Origin of the sequence: Nocardia pseudovaccinii NBRC 100343 (assembly GCF_001613225.1) — a bacterium.
In the GTDB taxonomy this organism is placed as follows: Bacteria; Actinomycetota; Actinomycetes; order Mycobacteriales; family Mycobacteriaceae; genus Nocardia; species Nocardia pseudovaccinii.
The window spans coordinates 162,115-183,776 of sequence record NZ_BDBY01000034.1 but is presented as its reverse complement, the minus strand read 5'-3'; the positions used below and the strand labels follow the sequence as shown (position 1 = coordinate 183,776).

The following is a 21,662-nucleotide window of genomic DNA, read 5'->3' as shown; positions in this document are numbered from 1 at the left end:
GCCCCAGTAAAAGTTAGCTGTCAAGGCGACGGCCGTGATCCGCTACCAGGGACTGGGCAGGCATCGGCTGCCGCGGCGACAACCTGTGGTTCGCGCGAGATCGCAGGACGTTCCCCTCGCTCCCAGCCCGCGCCCGTCACCGGTTCGGCCGCAGCCAGAACAGCGAGCTCACCGTCGTCGAAAACCCTTCCGCGACTGAGGAATCGAAACCCTTCGGGCGACTCCAGACTGAATCCCGACCCGCGACCCGGCACGACATCGAGGACGAGCTGGGTGTGCTGCCAGGCAGCGAACTGCGGCCCCGAGATCCACACCGGCGCGATATCGTCGGGCTCCGGCGCGGTAACCGGCAACTCGTCGACCCGCAAACGCAGATCGAGCAATCCGAGCAGCACATCGTGATCGCCGACTATGAATTCGCCTGCGGGATAACACATCGGGGCCGATCCGTCGCAGCAACCACCGGACTGGTGCAGCATCAGCGGGCCGTGCAGCCCGCGGAGGCGACGGAGCAGGTCCATCGCCGCCGCGGTGGCGCGCACGCGCCGGGGGACTGCGGCCATCAGAAGAAGCCTTGCGCCTTCGACGCGTAGCCGACCAGCAGGTTCTTCGTCTGCTGATAGTGGTCGAGCATCATGCGGTGGTTCTCCCGGCCGATGCCGGACTGCTTGTAGCCGCCGAAGGCCGCATGCGCCGGGTACTGGTGGTAGGTGTTGGTCCACACCCGTCCGGCCTGGATATCGCGCCCGGCCCGGTATGCCACCGAACCATCGCGCGACCACACGCCCGCGCCGAGTCCGTAGAGGGTGTCGTTGGCGATCTTGATGGCTTCGTCGTAGTCCGCGAACGAGGTCACCGAGACGACAGGTCCGAAGATTTCCTCCTGGAAGATCCGCATCGAATTGCTGCCCGCGAAAACCGTTGGCTGCACGTAGTATCCGCCGGACAGATCGCCGCCGAGGTCGGCGCGCTCGCCACCGGTCAGCAGCGTCGCGCCCTCGCCCTTGCCGATTTCGAGGTAGGACAGGATCTTTTCGAGCTGATCGTTGCTGGCCTGCGCGCCGATCATGGTCTCGGTATCGAGCGGATCGCCCTGCCGCACCGCCTTGGTGCGCACTACGGCCGCGGCCAGGAATTCGTCATAGATATCGGCCTGGATGAGCGCGCGCGACGGGCAGGTGCAGACCTCCCCCTGGTTCAGCGCGAACATGGTGAAGCCCTCGAGCGCCTTGTCCTGGAAGTCGTCATTGGCGGCGAGGACATCGCTGAAGAAGATATTCGGGCTCTTACCACCGAGTTCCAGCGTGACCGGGATCAGGTTCTGCGACGCGTACTGCATGATCAGGCGGCCGGTGGTGGTTTCACCGGTGAAGGCGATCTTTTTGATCCGCGGGCTGGAGGCCAGCGGCTTACCCGCCTCGACACCGAATCCGTTGACGATATTGACCACACCGGGCGGCAGCAGATCACCGATGAGGCCGATCAGGAACATGATCGAGGCCGGGGTCTGCTCGGCGGGCTTGAGCACGACCGCATTACCGGCGGCGAGCGCGGGCGCGAGCTTCCAGGTGGCCATCAGGATCGGGAAGTTCCACGGAATGATCTGGCCGACCACACCGAGCGGCTCGTGGAAGTGGTAGGCGACGGTGTCGGCGTCGATCTGCGACAGCGAACCCTCTTGTGCGCGAATGGCTCCGGCGAAGTAGCGGAAGTGGTCGATGGCCAGCGGGATATCGGCGGCCAGGGTTTCCCGGATCGGCTTGCCGTTGTCCCAGGCCTCCGCGAGGGCGAGCGCGTCGAGGTTCTCCTCGATGCGGTCGGCGATCTTGTTGAGGATGAGGGCGCGCTCGGCGACCGAGGTCTTGCCCCAGGCGGGTGCGGCGGCGTGCGCGGCATCGAGGGCGAGCTCGATGTCTTCGGCGGTGCCCCGCGCGACCTCGCAGAACGGCTGACCCGTTACGGGAGTTGGATTTTCGAAGTACTGCCCCTTGACGGGCGCGACCCATTCGCCGCCGATCCAGTTGTCGTATCGGGTCTGGAACGACATGGCGGCGCCGGGGGTGCCTGGGCGGGCGAAGACGGTCATCGAATGCTCCTCGATCTGCTGACTTTTCACGTCAGGTGTGATCCGGAACACTAGAAGCGCCCATGTTGCACGACAGTTGCAAGAGACTGGTCAGATGCCCAATTTGCGGTCGAGTAGTCGTAATTGTGTCTTCACCTGGGCATACAGCGAGGACTGACGGTCCAGCGAGGAGAGGTAGGCGGTCCACGCCGCAACGTCCTCGCGCCCGTCGGCCGAACCGGTCCAGCGGGCGAGCAGGCGGCGATCACCGGCCGTCAACAGGGCCGCGCGCAGGCGTCCGCGCAATTCGACGCGCAACTCGGCGATACCCGGTGCGAGCGAGCGGGGCAGGATCGGGCCGGGATAGGCGCGCAACGCCGCCGACGTATCGCCGCGCGCGAGTGCACGCCGAACCTCGTCGACATCGGTATCCAGATCCATCAGCAGCCGATAGGGGCGGGAGCCGAGACCATTGGCGCCCAACATCTTTCGCACCCGCGACATCTCCGCGCGTACCGTGACCGGATCCAGCTCGGATTCGTCGAGCAGCATGGCGAGATGGTCGGCGCTCAGTCCCTCCGGGTAATTGGCCAGCAGCAACAGGATTTCGGCATGGCGCTGCGATAGACGGATGCGCTCACCGTCGCGGATCAGCGTCGGCCGGGCCGGGCCGAGCGCCTCGAGGCGTGCCGTCGTCGACACGAGCGGTTTCGGCGCGTCCAGCATGAGCAGCCGCAGTTCGGATTCCGCGGCCGATACCGTCGCGCGGATCAGTGACAACACCTCCGGCGCCGCCACGCGGGGTCCGCCGGTGATATCGATGGCGCCGATGATCCGGCCGCTGCGCGGATCATGTACGGGCGCAGCCGAACAACTCCATTCGTGCACCACGCGACTGAAGTGTTCGGCCCCGAAGATCTGCACATGGTGATCGAGGGCGAGTGCGGTGCCGGGTGCATTGGTGCCGACCCGGTCCTCACTCCAGTCCGCACCCTCGACGAAATTCATGGCCAGCGCCCGGTCCTTGACCTTCGAATCGCCCTCCACCCACAGTAATCGGCCCTCGGCATCGCTGATCGCGACGAGTAGTCCGGCCTCGGCGGCATCCTCGACGAGCAGTTTGCGCACCACCGGTCGGATCAGCGCGGTCGGATGGGTGGCCCGATACCGTTGCAGTTCAAGGCCATCGAGGTCGACACCGGCGCCGAAGCGGTCCGGATCGACGCCGTTGCTGCGGCTGCGCCGCCAGGAATCCAGGACCACCGGCCGTACTGGATCGATCGGCAGCCGCTCGTCGCCTTCGATGAAGCAGCGATGCGCGCAGGACACCTGTCGCGCCAACTGCGCGAGGTCGTCCTCCGGTCGAACGGCCACCCAGGGGTTGCCGTGCGCTGCTGTGCTCAATCGCCGTCCTTCGTGTCGTCCCTACCTACTGTAATGCCGGTCACATGTCGTATGGCCAACGGTGGGGCGCTCGGTACGCGCGGACCGGGCCGCCGACGTACGCTGGCTCTGCTCTGCGCAGGCGGCACGGATGCGCCTGCGGTCGCGCACCATGCTCATCGCTTCTGCTCAACGACTGGAGTCACGTCTCTTGACCACGCCAGAGTCGGCAACCACCACCCGCCCCCGCCCTGTCCCGCACGGCTCGCCGATCGATACCAACGGCCCCCGAATCTCGCTCTACTCAGCGGAATTCGCCGCGAACCCGCACGAGGCGTATCACGAGATGCGGAAGAGATATGGTTCGCTGGTGCCGGTGGAGTTGGCGCCGGGTGTACCCGCGACTTTGGTGATCGGCTACTACACCGCGCTGCAGATCCTCAATGATCCCGACCATTTTCCGCACGATTCGCGTAGCTGGCAGCAGGGTGTTCCCGAGGACTGCCCGGTGCGGCCGATGCTCGAGTGGCGTCCGGCGGCAATTCGTTCCGCGGGCCTCGAGCACACCCGCTACCGGGAGGCGACCGTCGCGGGTCTCGGTGTGGTCGACCTGTTCGCTCTGCATACCACCGTCGAGCGGATCGCCGCTCCGCTGATCAATACCTTCTGTGCGGAAGGCGCGGCGGATCTGGTCGGGCAGTACGCATTGCCGCTGGCATTCACGGTGATCAACGCAATACTCGGCTGCCCGCAGGAGATCAGCCAGCGTGCTGCGGCTGGTATGGCCGCATTGATGGAAGGCGGGGATGCGGCCGTCGAGGGCAACAAGATGGTCATGGACGCGATGTTCGAACTGATCCAGCTCAAGCGCGACCAGCCGGGCGACGATATCGTCTCCGGATTGCTCGCCCACCCGGCGAAGCTCGACGATCCGGAGATGATCCACCAGGTGCTCAGCCTCTTCGGCGCGGGTATGGAACCGACTCAGAATTTGATCGTCAATACGCTGCGACTGATGCTGACCGACACCCGGTTCGGCGGCGGCATACTCGGCGGCACCATGTCCACGCGCGATGCGTTGGATGAGGTGCTGTTCACTGATCCGCCGCTATCGAACTACTGCATCACCTTCCCGAAGCAGCCGGTTTTGATCGAGGGCTCGTGGCTACCCGCGCACCAGCCGGTCGTCATCAGCATGACCGGCAGCAATAACGATCCCGCGATCACCACCGGCACATACACCGACAACAGCTCCCACCTGGCCTGGAGTGTCGGCCCGCATGCCTGCCCCGCCCGCTCGATCGCGACCCTGATCGCGCAGGACGCGATCGATCAACTCCTGGACGCCCTACCGGAAATGCGGCTGGCCATCCCCGTCGAAGAACTGGAATGGCGACCGGGGCCGTTCCACCGTGCCGTGGTCGCCCTCCCTGTTGCATTCCCCAAATCCCCTCCGCTGCAAGTCTTCTGACGCGCACTCGAATGTCGTAGCCGCGCGGTGGAGCGGGAACCCGCCGGTGGAGCCGCAACGGAACAGCATCCGTGCGCGGAGGCGAGGAGGTCGATACTGCTGATTCGCCAGAGACCGGGCGCGTACAATTTCCCTAGCTGGACGAACGTCTACTACGTAGGGTTCGACGCGCCCGGACCCGTGATTCGCAGCTGTGGGCAGTGTTATGGCCGATCGAATACACGCATTCGCCGATGACGTCCTGGCCGACCACGATGCCGTCGCCTTGGCGGCCATGGTTCGGTCGGGGGCGGTGAGTCCGAAGGAACTGGCCCGAGCGGCGATCGACCGCGCGGCGCTGGTGGAGCCGCAGCTCAATGCCATCGCGTACGCGAGTGTCGATCGGCCGCGATACGCGTCGGGGCGTGCCGGTGCCTGGTATGGCGTTCCGACGTTCGTCAAGGACAATGCCGATGTCGCGGGCATGCCGACCAATCAGGGCAGCGCCGCGTTCGTGGCCCGTCCGGCCGCTCGCGACGACGCCTACACCGCGCAGTTCCTCAGCATCGGGGTGACGGTGCTCGGCAAATCGCGGATGCCGGAATTCGGTCTGAACCCGACGACCGAATTCCAAGCCGCCGAGCCGACCAGGAATCCGTGGAATCCGGAGTATTCGGTCGGGGGATCCTCCGGCGGTTCGGCCGCCATGGTCGCGGCCGGTGTCGTGCCGGTCGCCCATGGCAATGACGGCGGCGGGTCGTTGCGGATTCCGGCCGCGTGCGCGGGACTGGTCGCACTGAAGCCGAGTCGATATCGGCACCTGGACAACGTTCTCGACAAGCATCTGCCGATAAGGCTCATCTCCGAGGGCGTGTTGACCAGGACGGTGCGCGATACCGCCGCGTATACCGCTGCCGCCGAACGGTATTGGCGAAATCCGGAGCTCGTGCCGATCGGCGAAGTGCACGGCCCGGCCGACCGCCGCCTGCGTATCGGATTGCTGACCACCGCCGGAACCGGCGCTGAACCGGATGCCGAAACACGCGGCGCGGTCGAATTCGCGGCCAAGCTGCTCGAACGCTTCGGACATCAGGTCGAGCCGATGGCTGTCCCCTTCCCGCCGCACCTCGCCGACGACTTCCTGTTGTACTGGGCATTCCTTGCCGATATGTCGGCCATCGGTGGCAAGGTCCTGCACGGCAGGTCATTCGATCGCCATGCGCTCGACGATCTCACGCGCGGTCTGGGTCGCTATCACCGCGAGCGCATCCTGCGCACACCGGCCGCGCTCTACCGGCTGCGCCGGGCGTATCGGATCTATGCCGAGGTATTCACGCGGTACGAGCTCGTGCTTTCGCCGGTGGTCACCCATGTGGTGCCGCCGCTGGGTTATCTCGATCCGAAGGTGCCGTCCGAAGAGCTGATCGAGCGGCTGCGGACGTATGTGGGCTACACCCCGATCGCTAATGTGACCGGGGCGCCTTCCCTATCGATGCCGACGCGCATCGGGTCCAGCGGTGTCCCGATCGGCGTCATGTGCAGCGCGGCCTACGGCGACGAGCGCACCTTGCTGGAGATCGGGTACCTGCTGGAAGCGGAGAACCCCTTCCCGCGGATCGACGTGGAGCCCACTACGCAGCAGGTCTGATTCCGGCGATCAGACGCCCAGTTCCGCAGCCGCCAGAGCGGTTCCTTCGATGCGGGCGCGGACCTTGGCGAAGGCGATCTCGCGGGAGGTGGAGGTGTGTCGTCGGCGAACGGCGAAAAACCGCAGTCGTCGCAGGTGCCGAGGCGATCGACAGGCAGGTAGCGGGCAGCGTTGAGGACGCGGTCGCGGACCTGCTCCGGAGTTTCGACCTGCGGGTCGATGGGGTCGGTGACGCCGACGAAGATGCGGGCGTCGGCGGGCAGGAATTCGGCGATGACGGCCAGGATTTTGTCGGGATCCGGCTCGCTCGCCAGCTGTACATAGAACGCACCGACCCTGAGCTGCAACAGTTTCGGCAGCAGTGCGGTGTACTCGACATCGAGAGTGTGCGTGGAGTCCTGATCACCGCCGGGGCAGGGGTGCACGCCGATTCATGCGCGTTCGGCATCCGAAAAGCGTTCCAGCACCGAGTTGTTCAGTTCGATGAAACTCTCGAGGACGCCGCCGCTCGGATCCAGCTCGAGTGAGAGCCGACCCTCGGTGAAATCCAGTTGGACCGAGTGTGCGCCCGCGTCGAGACAGCCGCGGATATCCTTTTCGGCTTCGTCGGCCAGGTCGGCCAGGAATGTTTCGCGGCCGTAGCCCTCGATGCCGTCGGCCGGATAGAGCAGACTCAGCGCGGACGGCGCGATCACCCGCCTGCTTCACGGGAAGCTGCGAATGTTGTTGCGCCGCATGAAGATACTGCTGCGCAAAGGTCTGGTAGCGGAACGGTCCCGCGGTGAGTCTCGGCAACTGTCGCTGATGTCCGTCGGCGAAGGGGATCACCGCGCCGTCGGGTGCCAGCCCGGCCAGCCCGGTGATGGGATAGGTGGCGAAACTCGGTTTGGACTGCTCACCGTCGGTGACGACCGGTGAGCCGAGGGCGGCCAGTTCGTCGATGGTTTCGGAGACCGCGCGGGCCTGGAGTTCGGCGAGCGCGGGTGCGTCGAGTTCTCCGGAGTAGTAGGCCGCCAGGAACGAGGAATGCTACCGATCGGCTCGGTGGGGATGCTCACGGCGCGAGTGTAGGTGGATCTGCGATTTGAAAGACCCGAATTGACTGCCCCGGTTGGAAATCGCAACACAAGACCTGGCGGAAGCCGGGCTCGGATGCTTCGATCATGGGTATGACCGACGACAGCGAGGTGCCACGCATTGTCTCCGCCAGCCGGGAGATCGCGGCCGGTGCGGATGAAATCTTCGAATTGATCGCCGATCCGGCGCAACAGCCGCGGTGGGACGGCAACGACAACCTGGCCGAAGCCCCGGCGGGCCAACGTGTCAAGGAAGTCGGCGAGGTCTTCGCCATGACCACCACGAAGGGCCATATCCGCGAGAACCACATCGTGGAATTCGAAGAGGGCCGCCGGATCGCCTGGCTGCCTGCGGAACCGGCGAGCGAACCGCCGGGCCACCTGTGGCGCTGGGAGCTCGAGCCGGTGGACGCGGCGCACACTCGGGTCACACATACCTACGACTGGTCGCGATTGGCCGACGAGAACCGGCTCCCGCGCGCCCGTGCCACCACGTCCGACAAACTCCGAGCGTCCATCGATCGACTCGCGGCCATCGCCGAAGGGTAGGCGTTTGCTGAACTTCGCTCGGTTGCGTGCCGAAATCCCAAGGCAGACTCGCATGCTCGCATCGCTCGTCGAGAATGCCGATCCGCCGCTGCCAGTGCCGGACTGCCCAGGATGAATCTCGCACAGCTGCCGCGCCACGTCGGCGGCTACCAAAGGCGTGACACAGTTCGCCAACCGGTAGCCTTCCGGTGTGCGGACCGGGAATAGTTTCGGCGGCCGGACATTCGGCGGCCAGGACCGCCTGCACCGCAGGCAATTGCGGCGGCATCTTACCGAGCGCGGGCGGAATCGTCGCGACGGGAATATGCTCGAAGTAGCTGGCTGGTAGTTGTAATCGGGGTCGTCGTGTCGCATATCGATCCGCTTTCCACGCAACGCGACCTCACCTCAGGGTTCGCGGCAGAGCTGGCCGCCGCCGGGTTCACCGATGCCACCGAGATCGGGCGTGGCGGATTCGGTGTTGTCTATCGGTGTGCCCAGCCCGCCCTCGAGCGCATGGTGGCGATCAAGGTGCTCACCGCCGATCTGGAATCGGAGAATCTCGAACGTTTTGTCCGCGAACAGCTCGCCATGGGCAAGCTGTCGGGTCATCCGAATATCGTCAGCGTTTTCGAGGTGGGCTCCACCGCGACCGGGCGGCCATACATCGTGATGCCGTACCACCCGCACGGCTCATTGGACACCCGCATTCAGGAGCACGGTCCGATCGGCTGGCAGGACGCCCTGCATATCGGGGTGAAGATCGCGGGCGCGCTGGAGACCGCGCACCGACGCGGCCTGCTGCACCGCGATGTGAAACCCGGCAATATCCTGCTCACCGAATACGGTGAACCGCAACTGGCCGATTTCGGTATCGCCCGGCTGGTCGGCGGCTTCGAGACGACCGCGGGCACGATCACCGGTTCACCCGCCTTCACCGCACCCGAGGTGCTGCAGGGCCATGTTCCGGACGTGACATCCGATATCTACAGCCTGGCCTCGACTCTGTTCTGCGCCAGCACCGGTCACGCGGTCTTCGAGCGACGCAACGGCGAGCAGCTGGTCGCCCAGTTCCTGCGCATCACCAAACAGCCGATACCGGATCTCGGTGAGGCGGGCCTGCCCCCGGACGTGACCGCCGCGATCGAAGGCGCGATGTCTCGCGATCGCGCGGAACGGCCTTCCAGCGCAGCCGAATTCGGTGCGCAACTGCGCGAGATCCAGGAGCGGCACGGCCTGTCGCCCGACGATATGCCGGTCCCGCTGCCCGCCGCCGAACGTGTCGGACATCGGCCGTCACCGACACCGACCTCCGGCCGCCGCCGTACCTCGGCGACCTCATCGACCATCACCCCACCCGTGCCCGCCACCCGCTTGCGGCCGCCGGTGGCCAACCGTCCACTGGTCGATCGCCAGCGCCTGATCGCAATGCTGCGCGACGGACGCAATCGCAGGCTCGCGGTTGTCCACGGCCCCACCGGATTCGGCAAAACCACCCTCGCGGCCCAATGGTGCGAGGCCCTGACCGCCGAGGGCGTCGCGGTGGCCTGGCTGACCGTCGATCACGACGACAACAATGTCGTCTGGTTCCTCTCGCATCTGATCGAAGCCATTCGCGCCGCACGACCTTCGCTCGCGCGCGAGCTCGGCGAACTGCTCGAGGAGCACGGGGACGAATCCGAACGCTATGTGCTGACCTCGCTGATCAACGATATCGACCGGCGCGGTGAGGAGCTCGTGGTCGTCATCGACGACTGGCACTGCGCCACCGATCCCGCCACGACTCGCGCACTGCGCTTTCTACTCGAAGGCTGCAGTCCCACATTGCATCTGGTGATCACCAGCCGCAGTCAGACCGGACTGCCGATGAGTTCCATGCGGGCCCGCGACGAACTGGTCGAAATCGGTCCCACCGCATTGCGTTTCGACATCGCGGAGGCGTATACGTTTCTGGTCGAGCTGGGCGGACTGGAACTGGATCGCGCCGATATCGAGGACCTCACCGAATCCACCGAAGGCTGGGTCGCCGCATTGCAACTGGCGGCACTGTCATTGCGCGGCAGCGACGATCCCGGAGAGCTGATCAGCCATCTGACCGGTCGACACCACGCCATCAGCGAGTTCCTGGTCGAGAACGTCCTGGATACCCTCGAACCCGGAACGCTCGACTTCATGGTCGCGACCTCGATCACGCCGCGGATCTGCGGTGAACTCGCCTCGGCACTTACCGGTGTACCGGACGGGCAGGCGATGCTGGAGCAGATCGAACTGCAGGATCTGTTCCTGCGCAAGCTCGATGACGGCAATTGGTTCCGCTATCACCACCTGTTCCAAGATTTCCTGCAGCAGCGGCTGGAACGCGATCGACCCGAACGGATCACCGAATTGCACCGGGTGGCTTCCCGGTGGCTGGCCGAGCATCGGCATGTCAGCGAGGCGGTCGATCACGCACTTTTGGCGGGGGATGAGCAGCGGGCCATCGAGATCGTCGAGCGGGACGGGATGTCGTTGCTGGAATACGGGCAGTTCGCCAGTCTCATCGGTCTGGTCAACAAGTTGCCCGCGACCATCATCGAAACGCATCCACGGCTGCAACTGGATCTGGCCTGGGCGAATATCCTGCTGCACCGGGCCGCACCGGCCGAACGCGCACTGCGCCTTGCGGAATCGACGCTCGATCACGCTGGACTCGACGAAGGCGGCACCGCGCGACTGCGGGCCGAAGCCGGTGTGGTGCGTGCGGTGGTCGCGGTGCGCGCGGATGCGCTGGCCGGAGTCGACGACATGCTCGCGCCGTGCTTTTTCCGGGCCGAGGAGCTGTCACCGTATGTAGTGGCGATCGGTGCGAATGTCGCCACCTTCACCGCGGGGTATCGCTACGACTTCGACGAGGCGCTGCGCATCCAGGAGTGGTCCGCACCGTATATGCGCCAGAACAAAGGCTTCTACAACAATATTCACGGCCTGTGCTTTCTCGGGCTGGCCGCGAGCCTGCAACTCGATATCGCCAGTGCTGAGCAGTATTTCCGCAAGGCGATGAAGGTGGCCAAGCAGTCCGGTGGCAGCCATTCCTACGGTGCGCGGCTGGCCGGATCCTTGCTCGGCGAATTGCTTTACGAACGTGGGGAAGTCGCGGATGCGGAGCGACTGCTCGACGAGGGCTACAAGCTGGGGCCCGAGGCGGGTGTCGTCGATTTCAAATTGGCGCGCTATGTCGTCGGGGCCCGTATCAAGGCATTGCGTGGCGATCGCGCGGCCGCGATTCGCCGATTGAACGAGGGTGCGCGCGTCGCGCGTTCGATGTCATTGCCGCGGCTGGGCGCAGAGGTCGAGAACGAGCGGCTGCGATTGGGATTGCCGCCGCATCCGGAATTCGGTCCGCTGCCAGTTGTCGACTACGGAAACCGCCGCGAGCCGATCGACGCGATCGATGAATTCACCGTTCTGTACGAGGAATTCACCGCGATCCGGCTGCTGCTCGCCGCGGAAGTACCGGAGAAGACCGAACTCGCCTGCGCATGGGCCCAGGAATGGGTGGATCTGCTCGAATCCGTCGAGCGGCCGAGGGAATTGCTCAAAGCACGCCGAATGTTGATCGCCTGCCTCGGCGCCGCAGGCCGCACCGATGCGGCAAAGACCTTGCTGGCCACGGTAACCGCCCAGTGCGCCGAACTCGGTTCGGTTCGCTATCTGCTGGACGGGGGACCACACGTCGTCGCCACACTCGCGGCCGTGCACGAAGATCAGGTCACCGGACGCTGGCGTCCCGAATGGCCCGATGTGCCAGCGGAATTCCTACTTGCATTGGTCAATGCTCATGCGACACAACGAATCTGATGCCATCACCTGGCCAGTAATTCGGTGATCTGCTCGACGGGCATAGGTTGGTGGAAAAGCCAGCCCTGCGCGCTGTCGCAGCCGAGCGATTCCAGCCGATCGGCCTGATATTGCGTTTCGACGCATTCGGCGGTGAGGGTGAAGCCGAGGGCATGGGTGAGTTCGATAATGGATTCGAGCACCAGCAGATCGGTGGCACCGGGGGATTCCGGGGTGCGGATGCAGCGGATGAACGGTCCCGCGAGTTTGACGACATCGAGCGGCAACTGGCCCAGGTAGGCGAGGTTGGAGTATCCGGTGCCGAAATCGTCGATGGCTATGTGGACCCCCGCCTCGGACAACGTGCGCAAGGCCTGAAGCGGGCGACCGGTGGTGTGCATGAACGCCCGCTCGGTCAGTTCGAGTTGTAGCCGGTCCGTTGGGATGCCGGTCTCGGCGATGACGTCCTGAACCCGATCCAGCCAGGTCGGGTCGGCGACCTCGGCGGCGGAAACATTGACGCTCACGATCGGCGTCCGGCCCGGAAACCGGTCGTGCCAGTCTCGGCTGTCGCGACACGCCCGTTCGAGCACCTGCGCGCCCAATGCGCCGATATGGCCGTTGTCCTCGGCGAGATCCACGAATTGCGCCGGGGCCAGTACGCCGAGGTGCGGATGCCGCCAGCGCACCAGCGCCTCCACTGCGACGATTCGCTGGTCGGTGAGAGCGACGATGGGCTGGTAGTCCAGGAACAGTTCGTCGCGGAGCAGGGCCGCGGGCATGGCCGCCGAGAGTTCGGCTCGGGTATGTTCGCGGCGGCCGCGATCGGCGTCGAAGACCGCGTAGCGGCCGCGACCCGCGGCCTTGGCCCAGTACATGGTGGTGCCGGCGGCCTGCAGGAGTTCATCGGCGGTGGTGTGTTCGGTGCGTCCCTCCATGACGCCGATGCTCGCGGTGACAGTGAGGTGGTGGCCGTCGATGTCGAAGGGTTTGGTGAATGCGTCGAGCATGTGCTTCGCGACCGCGGCCGCGTTTTCCCGGGATTGCGGTACCAGGATGACGAATTCGTCGTCGCCCATGCGCGCCACCAATTGGCCGGGGCGGGCGCAGGCGCGCAGGCGGGTGGCGGCCTGGATGAGCAGTTGGTCGCCGAATGCGTGCCCGAAGGTGTCGTTGACGAGTTTGAAATGGTCGAGGTCGATATAGCAGAGGCCGAAGTCGGCGCTCGGATCGGCGAAGGCGGCGGCGAGCGTGTCGATGAATTTCGTCCGATTCGGCAGGCCGGTCAGCTGATCGTGGTGGGCGCGGTATCGCAGCCGCGCCTCACTCGCGCGCAACTGTTCGGCGACGGCGCGTCGGGCGGCGATTTCGGCGGCGCGGACACTCTCCTGCTCGGCCAGCAGCCACGCCCGGAATGCGCGGATATACCCGTTTGTGAAGGCAGCCAGCAATTCGGGCAGTCGATCCGCTGCGATGGTGCCCGCTTCGGTGAAATGCGCGCTGAGCGCCGCGATGCTGCGTCCGAGCACCTCGTCGCCGACAAAATGCGACCGCGCCAACTCCGCACCCAACTCGGCCACCCGATCGGCGGATTCGGTTGTCTGCGTTGCTGTTTCGAACTCCATAGCCAGCCGCGTCAGCAGCATGCGCGCCTCGCCCGCACTCATCGGTACCACATGATCACGCCCCCACCTGTCAGCGCGGCAGTCCAGCGTCCGGTCAGGTCGCCGCGCGAGCCGTCTCCTGAACCGGGCCCGGCTTCCCAACCCATGAGACCTGATCTTACAGCGCTCTCCCGACCGATGACGTTGGGAGACACCGCCGTTCCCGGGGGTTCTGCCCGACGGGCGCAGCGGTATATCCAGTACCTTCGGCGGCGCGCGTGGTGGGGACGTCCGGTATACGATGGCGGCGGTTTCGCTGGTGTGGGGGCGATCGAAATATGCGCGGTACGAGAGGTTTTCATGACCAGACCGAGTTGGGCTCCCGAGGGTATCGATCTGGATCGGCCGAGTGCGTCCAGGGTGTACGACTATTTCGTCGGCGGCATGCACAATTTCGAGATCGATCGGCAGTTGGCACGACAGATCGAGGCGTTCACGCCGAATATCGCCGAGACCATGCGGGCGAATCGGGATCTGTTGCGGCGGTGCGTGCGTTTCCTCGTGGATGCGGGGGTGAGTCAGTTCCTCGATATCGGGTCCGGGATTCCGACGGTCGGCAATGTGCACGAGGTCGCTCAGGGGCGTGATCCGTCGGCGCGGGTGGTCTATGTCGATATCGATCCGGTCGCGGTCGCGCACAGTCGCGCCATCCTCGACGACGATCCGCGTACGGCGGTCGTCCAAGCCGATATCAGCCAACCGGATGTGATTCTGGCGGACCCGCAGGTCGCGAAGCTGATCGATATGGACCAGCCGGTCGCGGTGCTGCTGCTCGGGGTGCTGCATTTCGTCGCCGACACTGCCGATCCGCTCGGATGCGTTGCCGCCCTGCGAGATTCGGTCGGTCGCGGCAGCTTCCTCGCGATCACCCATGCCACCTCCGACGGGCAGCCGAGCGAAGTGCTGGAGGCGCAGAAACTCTCCGGCCGCACCTCGACCGAGATCATGCTGCGGTCCAAGGACGAGATCGCCACATACTTCGACGGGTGGTCACTGGTCGAACCCGGACTTGTGCATCTGCCGCTGTGGCGGCCCGACAATCCGGACGATATCGGTACCGCGCCCGAGGAATCCGGTGCTTACGGCGGTGTGGCCCGCAAGATCTGACCTCTACTGCCGCGCTACCCAGGCACGCTTGACGGCGCGCACCTTGTCAGTGCAGGCACCGATGCAGCGCCTGCACGACGAAAGGCCATGCGGTGGAATCGGGATCGATGAGTTCGAAATGTCCGATGCCCGGCAGTTCGACGAGTTCGGCGCCGGATTTCGCGCAGTACTCGCGCGCCATTTCGATCGGCAGGCGTTGGTCCCGATCGCCGTGTACGACAACGATGGGGATGTCGGCGGTGCCGAGCACCGATGGGTCGGTGGCGGCGTAGCGCTCGGGAAAGTCTGGTGGCCCGCCGCCGAGCAATTCGGCGACCGCGCCCTGGCCATTGCCGCGGTGATAGGCATCGACCAGATTCGCCGCAGGCGCTAAGGCCACGACACCGGCCACTCGCGGCGCAACCGCAGTGCGCCAAGCACTTTCGCTCGGCAGCCGATGCCGCAGTGCCGCCCACAACGCCAGATGTCCGCCTGCGGAATGTCCGATGTAGAGGATGCGGTCCTGGTCGATGCGGTCCGGCCGTGCATCTTCGATCAATCCGGGTAGAACATCGAGTGCTCGCGCGACATCGTCGAAGGTTGTCGGCCAACCGCCGCGGTCACCGACCCGGCGATACTCGAGGTTCGCAACCGCATAGCCCAGGGCGGCCAAGGCCTGCGCCTCCGGCCGGGCATGCTCGCGATCGAACTGCGCTCGCCAGAATCCGCTGTGCAGCACCACGACGAGCGGTGCCGGACCGTCCACTGCGGGCAGGTACAGGTCGGCCACCTGGTCGCGGTGCGGGCCGTAGGCGACGGATTCCATCGCTACAGGCTGAAGAAGATCGAACGCAGGACCAAGGCGACGATGAACACAACGGTGAACGCCAGGTCGATGGAGAGGCCGCCCAGTCGAACCGGCTGCAGGTACCGACGCACCGGGGCGATCACCGGTTCGGTCGCGCTGTGGCTCAGGTCGCGGGCGCGATCCACCCACTGGGGATGCCTGCCATCGGCGAGCACGCCTACCCAATCGAGTACCAGCCGCGCGAGTAGCAGCAGGATGAATACCGTCAGGGCTAACCCGAGCAAGGTGCCGATAAGGGTCATGTCGCACTCCTTCGTGGTGTCTACCAGTATCAACGGTCGGCACCGGCTGGGAAGTGTCCCATTCGCCGGGTTCTCAGCCGACTATCAGGTCGGTTAGCCTGTCCCGATGCGCCGACCGCTCCGATATCTGCCGCTGGCCGTCCTGTCGACCCTGACCTGGCTGCTCGCCACCGGGCCGGTCGCGACCGCCCAGGAGGCATCGCACCTGATCACCGTGCAGCAGTCGGGTGTGCTGCGCATCTGCACCACCGGCGACTACCCGCCCTACACCCTGCGCGAAGACGACGGCACCTACCGCGGCGTCGACATCACCCTCGCCACCGACCTCGCCGCGACCTTGCATGTTGTCCCGCAATGGATTCCGACCACCTGGTCCACCCTGACCGACGACTTCCTCGCACGCTGCGATATCGCCGTCGGCGGCATCTCCGACACCCCCGCCCGCCGTGTCGTCGCCGATTTCTCCATCCCCACATCCATCGACGGCAAGACCCCCGTCGTTCGCCGCACCGACGCCGCCGACTACGCCACCGTCGACCAGATCAACCGCCCCGAGGTCCGCGTGATCGTCAACCGCGGCGGCACCAACGAAGCCTTCGCCCGCACCAACTTCCCCGAAGCCCAACTCACCATCTGGCCCGATAACCTCACCATCTACGACCAGCTCGAACAACACAACGCCGACGTCTTCGTCACCGACTCGGTCGAGGGCCGCTACCGCCGACGCACCCACCCCACCCTCCAGGTCCTCCACCCCGACACCCCCTTCGACTCCGCCCCCAAGGCCTACCTCCTGCCCAAGGGCGACACCCTCTTCAACACCGTCGTCAACACCTGGCTCGAATCCGAAATCCGCACCGGCAGAAGCAATCAGCTGCTTGCCGACTGGATCGGCTGAGACTGAGGCGGGAACCCATTTGCAGTGCGTTCCGAATCGGCTCGCGGGCAGTGTCTTGTCAGGTGCGAGCCTCCGCAGGCCCTGCGATCTCGTTCATCAACATCCTGAGCGTGAGCGAATGCTTTTCCGGCGGTAGGGCATTCAGCGCCGCTCGCGCCAGCTTCACCCCCTCGACACGATCGCCATCGCGAACGAGCATCAACCCCTGATGCATGTCCAGGTGCGTGCGGAAACGTGGCAGCGAATCCGGGAGATCAGCTCTCGCTGCGTCCTGGGCCGCCACCGCTGTCCGTTCGTCACCCATTCGGGCGGCCAGCAGTGACAGGAAGACGTTTACGCGCCACCAGGGGACCGCGTAGTCGCTGGCCTGATCATCCGACCCGGACCGGTCGAATTCTCTTCGGCCGGTGTCGATCAGTCCGCGAGCTGTTTCCTTATCACCCTGAATAGCGACGGCGTGCGCCTTACCCCACAAGGCGTTGAGCCGACCCAAGCTCGGCCGGTCACTGATCGCAAGCGCTTGATCGGCGAACCGGCGAGCGACCGGCAGCGCGGCACCTTCGTAGCCCAGCGCGATTGCCGCGCGACCACGGACCCACACGCGAATATTGGTGTCGTCCGAGCGATCCGCCGCTTCAGCGGCCATCGAATACCAGTTGATTGCCTTTCGGCCGTCGCTTCCGGGAAATGTCTTGGCATACAACGTCATCAAGCGTGCAGCGACGGACCACATCCGTGGCGAGTCCAATTGCTGTTGCAGCACGATCATGTCCGCTGCCAGCCGACGTTGGATCTCAGCGGCCCCCGCGCTCATGTAATCGTGGCCGTACGTCACAAGCCGGTCTTCCCACGCTTCGATGCCCGGCCGCGCCGGATTCAACCGAGCCGAGAACCCTTGCGCCAAGAGGTCGGACGCCACGACGGGCGCTACCGAAGTCGCGGCTAGGTGACTGAGGAATTCGCGACGGTTCACGTTCGCCTCCAACAACTCAGGCGGACAATCCAGCACCGCCGCAAGATGACGCAACCAAAACGCCGAGGGCTCCATGGCGTTGGACTCCCAACGCCGGGATATGTACTCGCGGCTGATGTTGGCACCGGATACCTTGCACAGCTCATCGGCCAGTCGCCCCTGAGACCAGCCCTTAGCCAAGCGAAGTTGGCGGATCAGGTCGCCGGTCCCGCTGCTCATACCTCGATCATTCCCGCCTCCGCGTCAGGAGGAAAGCTGTACTGCCTCCCGTGGCACGAATGCCACCCCCGATGCCACTGCCCGGCTATCGCTACTACGAGAGAGTTGACACCCGGTACGCGATGCCACGGTCGTTGCCACTGCATCGCGCATGGGGCGGCCCGACATGGTTGTAGGCGGTACCCGGTGCCGAGTGAACCGACTGGCCCGTCGTGTCCCCGCCAACGGGTGCCCTGACCAACTGCAGCGACTAGGGGGACCAGACCGTGACTGCAACAGACCTACCGCGTCGAAACCCGTTTGTCGGACCACATCGGCCCGAGGCCCAGCGGTGGCAACCGCCACCCGCCGAAGTGATCGCGCTCTTTGTCGGTGCGGTCAACCGGTGGGCTGTTCGACCGACACCGAAAAATCGTTCCGGTGCCGGGGTGTCCAGTTCCCCCGGCACCGGGCGCACCAACGGGGAGGCATGATGCGCCGAGATGAGTTGCGGACCACGCAAACCAAGGACGGCCGCAAGGTCGCGGTATGGCAGTTGGTAGGGCGTGCGCCGCGTATCCTCCGCGTGCAGTTTCCGGCGGAGCATTTTACCGCCTACCGGTTGCCGTCGAAGACACCGTTCTACGGAGCGCAACCGGGAACGATCATGTTCGACGCGGACCCGGATCTGGCCGACGCCCGAGAGACGCTTCCTCAGCATGAGGACCTTTGGGACGCGCTTCGCGATGACTACTGGGTCGCGCTGCTTCGTGCACCGGACCTCCCAAATCCGTTGGAGGCGTCGCGATGTTTTCCGATCTAGTTCCGTATCGCCCGCAAGAAATCGCGCCATCTGTACGGGCGCTTCTCGCCACCTTCAACGCAGACACCCAGGACAAACTCGACGTTGCTCCAATTGATAGCGCACCGATCTACGAGGGCGCAGATGGTTCGCTGAGCCGAGTTGTCGACGGCTGGGTATCGGACTCGGATGCTGAACTCGACAAAGTCGACGTAATCACGAATCAGCCGACCAGCGTCAGAGATAGAGAAGTTAGTGCGACAGGGGAGGAAACTGCATGCGGTACAACATCTTTCGACTGAACATCGTCGCCAGTGCGCTCTGCGCCTTACTGATTTCTGGCGCTGGCGGCAACGTCGCGAGTGCCGGTTCCGGCGGACCATCGGTCACTGAGGCCAAGCGATCCATCTGCGACAATGGATTCGGCCCCTGGTCCACCCCAACCGTTCTACCGCCGAGGATCGAAGGCTATGGCTGGGCGAAATGCGACATGCCTTCCGATGGCGACCCGGGTCTCACACATGTCTACTACCTGAGTTTGCAGCGCCGGAACGCAGCGGGTGGTTGGGATTCTGTGGGTGAGCACATTCGAACGAGCCTGGTCCCGTGGGCACGCCAGACCTACACGGCTGGCGCGCCATGCTCAGCTGGATACTGGCGGATCTTCTCGTCGGTGAGCGGTACCATCCAGGGCAGGCAATACGGACCCATCGAAACCCCGTCCGAGCCACGGGTCGTCACAGCCGCCGAATGCGGATAGAAGGGGATGGCATGGGATTGCCGATTGGACAACGTTACGCCGACTACATCGGCCCGGTCAGCATGCGCGACCGGCTGACCGGCGTAGTGCATGCGGTGGTGCTGGCGCTGCCGCATCGGCGGAGGCTACATCCGCAGGACACCGGTGGCGGGTACCAGGGCGTGCGCCGCGAGTTCGGTCGCTGGGTGGTGCGACCGATGACCGGCCCCGGCTCGCGCCGCTGGGTCAGCAAGCCGCATTACGCCACTCGAGCCATTCCGGGCAACGATCTCAAAGCGGCCGAGGACTGGATGCTGGCAACTCTGGGAATCTGAAGCACAGCTGCTACTAACTGGATGGGCTGACACCTTCCGACTATTTAGTGGAACGGTTGTCCTGCCACCGCTGCACCGCTGTTTGCACGGCTGCTTCGTCTTCGAGGGCGTGGGCTCCGGATGCGCCTGCGGCGCCGAGGATCAAGTCACCGTCGGTGATCAGAACACCGCCTGCCCATGGGACGAAGTCGCCGCCGTAGAGGTGTTGGATGCTGTCTACGATCCCGCCGGGCAGTTCGATCTGGCCGGAGGGCCGCAGTGCAAGCAGTGCGGTGCGCGCCTTGGCCACCGCGATTCGGCTGGTCATAGGCATACCGCCGTCGCCTCGCCGCAGCGCGAACACCTCACCCGCGAGGTCGACAACTGCTACCGCCAGCGGCGGGAACCCTCGTTCCGCACCGACCGCAAGCGCGGTTTGCACCAACCAATCCGCATCGGCCGACTTCAGTCCCGGAAAGCGCGGGGTATCAGACACGACACAAAACTAACGACGACAGCCTCGGCCGTCAAAGGCAGCGCTCGGCGGTGTCGATTCTGGTTGTGGGCGTGGGCGATTCGTGCGGCGCTCGAGTCAGGGAGTTTCCGAGGACGGATCCTCGCCGGTTGTGGTGCAGGTCAGGATGGTGCGTAGGACCAGCTCGGGATCGTCGATCATCGGAACGTGCCCGACGCCGGGAAGAACCTCGAACGTGACACCGGGCAGGCGCTGCTGGGCGATCGTGCCATTGACCGCCACCGGAAAGATGCGGTCGGCCTGCGACCAAGCCACGGTGATCGGACAAGGTAGTCGCTCGAAATCCGCGATCGCATCTCGGGTGTTCAGTAGATCATCGGTGACCGTGCAGCCGAGCAGATCGGCGACGATGCCCGCGGCCGCCGATGCTTCGATGCGATCGCCGTGTTCGGCGATGACCCGCAAGGCCGAGCGCCGCACCAGCGATAAGCGCAGCGTCAACGGTGCGAGCGGCCTGGTCAGGCGGGCGAAGGCGACGTTGCGCGCGATGGTCGCGGAGGAATCGGCGTGCCCGGTGCCGCCCGCATCCCAGAATCCGGCCGGTGAAAGCGCACAGACCGTGCGCGCACGACCCCGGCGCGCCAACTCGACGGCAGTCCACCCGCCGAGTGAGTTGCCGACCAAATGTGCTGTCGCCCAACCTTTTTCGTCGAGCAGCCGTTCGACCTCATCGACAAAGTCGGCAATCCGCGCGGGCCGCCGCGACACCGCCGCTCCACCCCGGTGCCCCAGCGCCGTCGGCGCGAGCACCTGGTACCGGGCAGACAGCTGCGGAATCAACGGATCCCACACCCGCGCCGACATCGCCACACCGTGCAACAGCACAAGCGGCTCACCGCTCATCGGACGCGTCCCGCGTTGACGTTCATGGCCTGTCTCCTCGTCGATGTCGCCTCGGTATAGGTCTACATCAACGGGCCTGCGTGCGCCGAACGGCCGTTCGGAATCGAGGATTACATACGATAGCTCCTGGACTGCGCGCTGGTTACGGACCGCGCAGCGTGGGCTTGTCGCGCCTCAGCCGCCTGCGCCACGTCACGAGCAAGCTTGGCGTGCGCCTCCCTGGTGCTCAGTTTGTCCGCCGCCACCTCGCTGAGCCGGGTGAGCTGCTCGCGACGCAACCCATGCGCGACCGTAGTGCGTAGTTCGTAGTCGAGCTGGTCCAAACGGCGATGCAGCTCGGTGATCTGGTCGGCACTGACCTTCGCATGGTCGACACGCTCGACTTCCTCAACGAGATCGCGATACCGCATTTCCAGACTGAGCATTTCGTGGCCCTCCTCGCTTCCCCCGGCCGATCTGCCGCTATGAACCCAGAATACGGACCCCCGAGGGTTGCGACGAGCTATTGTTCCTCCCCTTGGGGCACTTCGTGTT

Annotated in this window: 21 protein-coding genes; 9 read left to right on the top strand and 12 right to left on the bottom strand. The window is 65.2% G+C overall.

Features of this window, described 5'->3' with window-relative positions; all coding sequences use genetic code 11:
* Positions 1 to 20 precede the first annotated feature (20 nt).
* The 3 genes from NP3_RS04880 to NP3_RS04870 all read right to left on the bottom strand — a co-directional run bounded on the left by NP3_RS04880 (position 21) and on the right by NP3_RS04870 (position 3,469).
* Positions 21 to 563, bottom strand: a complete 543-nt coding sequence (locus NP3_RS04880; protein ID WP_063038124.1) for a DUF779 domain-containing protein — start codon at positions 561 to 563, stop codon at positions 21 to 23.
* The gene (gene adh, locus NP3_RS04875) at positions 563 to 2,086 is read right to left on the bottom strand and encodes an aldehyde dehydrogenase (protein ID WP_063038272.1); all 1,524 of its coding nucleotides are present in this window, start codon (positions 2,084 to 2,086) and stop codon (positions 563 to 565) included. The genes NP3_RS04880 and adh overlap by 1 nt, the downstream gene beginning before the upstream one ends.
* Positions 2,087 to 2,176: 90 nt before the next feature.
* The gene (locus NP3_RS04870) at positions 2,177 to 3,469 is read right to left on the bottom strand and encodes a hypothetical protein (RefSeq protein ID WP_063038123.1); all 1,293 of its coding nucleotides are present in this window, start codon (positions 3,467 to 3,469) and stop codon (positions 2,177 to 2,179) included.
* A 190-nt stretch (positions 3,470 to 3,659) separates the two neighbouring features.
* On the opposite strand from NP3_RS04870, the gene NP3_RS04865 reads away from it, so the two are divergent.
* Positions 3,660 to 4,919 (top strand): cytochrome P450, encoded by a 1,260-nt coding sequence (locus NP3_RS04865; RefSeq protein WP_063038270.1) that lies wholly within the window; start codon positions 3,660 to 3,662, stop codon positions 4,917 to 4,919.
* Between the two features lie 205 nt (positions 4,920 to 5,124).
* Positions 5,125 to 6,546, top strand: coding sequence for an amidase (locus NP3_RS04860; protein WP_063038121.1), 1,422 nt, complete (start codon positions 5,125 to 5,127; stop codon positions 6,544 to 6,546).
* Here the strand turns inward: NP3_RS04860 and NP3_RS49775 are convergent.
* Both NP3_RS49775 and NP3_RS49770 read right to left on the bottom strand, forming a co-directional pair.
* On the bottom strand, positions 6,447 to 6,971 hold the full coding sequence (locus NP3_RS49775) for a uroporphyrinogen decarboxylase/cobalamine-independent methonine synthase family protein (RefSeq protein ID WP_218024806.1): 525 nt from the start codon (positions 6,969 to 6,971) through the stop codon (positions 6,447 to 6,449). The two genes, NP3_RS04860 and NP3_RS49775, sit on opposite strands and share 100 nt — an antisense overlap.
* A 6-nt stretch (positions 6,972 to 6,977) precedes the next feature.
* Positions 6,978 to 7,241, bottom strand: coding sequence for a uroporphyrinogen decarboxylase/cobalamine-independent methonine synthase family protein (locus NP3_RS49770; protein WP_218024805.1), 264 nt, complete (start codon positions 7,239 to 7,241; stop codon positions 6,978 to 6,980).
* Positions 7,242 to 7,715: 474 nt separating this feature from the next.
* On the opposite strand from NP3_RS49770, the gene NP3_RS04850 reads away from it, so the two are divergent.
* Together NP3_RS04850 and NP3_RS04845 are read left to right on the top strand one after the other, a co-directional pair.
* A complete protein-coding gene (locus NP3_RS04850) occupies positions 7,716 to 8,171 on the top strand; it encodes an SRPBCC family protein (RefSeq protein ID WP_063038268.1) in 456 nt (151 codons plus the stop codon).
* Between the two features lie 345 nt (positions 8,172 to 8,516).
* The gene (locus NP3_RS04845) at positions 8,517 to 11,987 is read left to right on the top strand and encodes a serine/threonine-protein kinase (RefSeq protein WP_063038119.1); all 3,471 of its coding nucleotides are present in this window, start codon (positions 8,517 to 8,519) and stop codon (positions 11,985 to 11,987) included.
* 5 nt (positions 11,988 to 11,992) lie between these two features.
* Here NP3_RS04845 and NP3_RS04840 read toward each other — a convergent pair whose 3' ends face one another.
* On the bottom strand, positions 11,993 to 13,633 hold the full coding sequence (locus tag NP3_RS04840) for a putative bifunctional diguanylate cyclase/phosphodiesterase (protein WP_063824671.1): 1,641 nt from the start codon (positions 13,631 to 13,633) through the stop codon (positions 11,993 to 11,995).
* Positions 13,634 to 13,930: 297 nt separating this feature from the next.
* Here NP3_RS04840 and NP3_RS04835 point away from each other — a divergent pair, with 297 nt between their 5' ends.
* Positions 13,931 to 14,737 (top strand): SAM-dependent methyltransferase, encoded by an 807-nt coding sequence (locus NP3_RS04835; RefSeq protein WP_063038117.1) that lies wholly within the window; start codon positions 13,931 to 13,933, stop codon positions 14,735 to 14,737.
* A 46-nt stretch (positions 14,738 to 14,783) separates the two neighbouring features.
* On the opposite strand, the gene NP3_RS04830 is transcribed toward NP3_RS04835, so the two are convergent.
* Positions 14,784 to 15,542 (bottom strand): alpha/beta hydrolase family protein, encoded by a 759-nt coding sequence (locus NP3_RS04830; protein ID WP_063038115.1) that lies wholly within the window; start codon positions 15,540 to 15,542, stop codon positions 14,784 to 14,786.
* Positions 15,543 to 15,544: 2 nt separating this feature from the next.
* Entirely contained in the window at positions 15,545 to 15,826 is a 282-nt protein-coding gene (locus NP3_RS04825; protein WP_063038113.1) for a YggT family protein, read from the bottom strand.
* Between the two features lie 106 nt (positions 15,827 to 15,932).
* Between NP3_RS04825 and NP3_RS04820 the strand changes: the two genes are divergently transcribed.
* Positions 15,933 to 16,724 (top strand): transporter substrate-binding domain-containing protein, encoded by a 792-nt coding sequence (locus tag NP3_RS04820; protein WP_063038111.1) that lies wholly within the window; start codon positions 15,933 to 15,935, stop codon positions 16,722 to 16,724.
* Between the two features lie 58 nt (positions 16,725 to 16,782).
* Here NP3_RS04820 and NP3_RS04815 read toward each other — a convergent pair whose 3' ends face one another.
* Entirely contained in the window at positions 16,783 to 17,916 is a 1,134-nt protein-coding gene (locus tag NP3_RS04815) for a helix-turn-helix domain-containing protein (RefSeq protein ID WP_063038109.1), read from the bottom strand.
* A gap of 472 nt (positions 17,917 to 18,388) precedes the next feature.
* On the opposite strand from NP3_RS04815, the gene NP3_RS04810 reads away from it, so the two are divergent.
* The 3 genes from NP3_RS04810 (at position 18,389) to NP3_RS04800 (ending at position 19,771) form a co-directional block, all read left to right on the top strand.
* Positions 18,389 to 18,718, top strand: a complete 330-nt coding sequence (locus tag NP3_RS04810) for a hypothetical protein (protein ID WP_169814442.1) — start codon at positions 18,389 to 18,391, stop codon at positions 18,716 to 18,718.
* On the top strand, positions 18,703 to 18,999 hold the full coding sequence (locus NP3_RS47635; RefSeq protein WP_157124094.1) for a hypothetical protein: 297 nt from the start codon (positions 18,703 to 18,705) through the stop codon (positions 18,997 to 18,999). Before NP3_RS04810 ends, NP3_RS47635 begins: the two co-directional genes overlap by 16 nt.
* 469 nt (positions 19,000 to 19,468) lie before the next feature.
* Entirely contained in the window at positions 19,469 to 19,771 is a 303-nt protein-coding gene (locus NP3_RS04800; RefSeq protein ID WP_063038103.1) for a hypothetical protein, read from the top strand.
* A 40-nt stretch (positions 19,772 to 19,811) separates the two neighbouring features.
* On the opposite strand, the gene NP3_RS04795 is transcribed toward NP3_RS04800, so the two are convergent.
* The 3 genes from NP3_RS04795 to NP3_RS04785 all read right to left on the bottom strand — a co-directional run bounded on the left by NP3_RS04795 (position 19,812) and on the right by NP3_RS04785 (position 21,553).
* Entirely contained in the window at positions 19,812 to 20,246 is a 435-nt protein-coding gene (locus NP3_RS04795; protein ID WP_084508146.1) for a GlcG/HbpS family heme-binding protein, read from the bottom strand.
* A gap of 96 nt (positions 20,247 to 20,342) precedes the next feature.
* A complete protein-coding gene (locus NP3_RS04790) occupies positions 20,343 to 21,128 on the bottom strand; it encodes an alpha/beta fold hydrolase (RefSeq protein ID WP_063038101.1) in 786 nt (261 codons plus the stop codon).
* Positions 21,129 to 21,238: 110 nt separating this feature from the next.
* Complete coding sequence (locus NP3_RS04785; RefSeq protein WP_063038099.1) at positions 21,239 to 21,553, bottom strand: hypothetical protein; 315 nt, start codon at positions 21,551 to 21,553, stop codon at positions 21,239 to 21,241.
* Between the last annotated feature and the right edge of the window lie 109 nt (positions 21,554 to 21,662).

Excerpts from the sequence above, each read along its gene's own strand:
- NP3_RS04800 (WP_063038103.1), top strand. The coding sequence starts at position 19,469 with ATGGGATTGCCGATTGGACAACGTTACGCCGACTACATCGGCCCGGTC.
- NP3_RS04825 (WP_063038113.1), bottom strand. The coding sequence starts at position 15,826 with ATGACCCTTATCGGCACCTTGCTCGGGTTAGCCCTGACGGTATTCATC.
- NP3_RS04860 (WP_063038121.1), top strand. The coding sequence starts at position 5,125 with ATGGCCGATCGAATACACGCATTCGCCGATGACGTCCTGGCCGACCAC.
- NP3_RS04830 (WP_063038115.1), bottom strand. The coding sequence starts at position 15,542 with ATGGAATCCGTCGCCTACGGCCCGCACCGCGACCAGGTGGCCGACCTG.
- NP3_RS47635 (WP_157124094.1), top strand. The coding sequence starts at position 18,703 with ATGTTTTCCGATCTAGTTCCGTATCGCCCGCAAGAAATCGCGCCATCT.
- NP3_RS04790 (WP_063038101.1), bottom strand. The coding sequence starts at position 21,128 with ATGAGCGGTGAGCCGCTTGTGCTGTTGCACGGTGTGGCGATGTCGGCG.
- NP3_RS04815 (WP_063038109.1), bottom strand. The coding sequence starts at position 17,916 with ATGAGCAGCGGGACCGGCGACCTGATCCGCCAACTTCGCTTGGCTAAG.
- adh (WP_063038272.1), bottom strand. The coding sequence starts at position 2,086 with ATGACCGTCTTCGCCCGCCCAGGCACCCCCGGCGCCGCCATGTCGTTC.
- NP3_RS04835 (WP_063038117.1), top strand. The coding sequence starts at position 13,931 with ATGACCAGACCGAGTTGGGCTCCCGAGGGTATCGATCTGGATCGGCCG.
- NP3_RS04840 (WP_063824671.1), bottom strand. The coding sequence starts at position 13,633 with ATGAGTGCGGGCGAGGCGCGCATGCTGCTGACGCGGCTGGCTATGGAG.
- NP3_RS04810 (WP_169814442.1), top strand. The coding sequence starts at position 18,389 with ATGCGCCGAGATGAGTTGCGGACCACGCAAACCAAGGACGGCCGCAAG.
- NP3_RS04850 (WP_063038268.1), top strand. The coding sequence starts at position 7,716 with ATGACCGACGACAGCGAGGTGCCACGCATTGTCTCCGCCAGCCGGGAG.
- NP3_RS04880 (WP_063038124.1), bottom strand. The coding sequence starts at position 563 with ATGGCCGCAGTCCCCCGGCGCGTGCGCGCCACCGCGGCGGCGATGGAC.
- NP3_RS04820 (WP_063038111.1), top strand. The coding sequence starts at position 15,933 with ATGCGCCGACCGCTCCGATATCTGCCGCTGGCCGTCCTGTCGACCCTG.
- NP3_RS04785 (WP_063038099.1), bottom strand. The coding sequence starts at position 21,553 with ATGCTCAGTCTGGAAATGCGGTATCGCGATCTCGTTGAGGAAGTCGAG.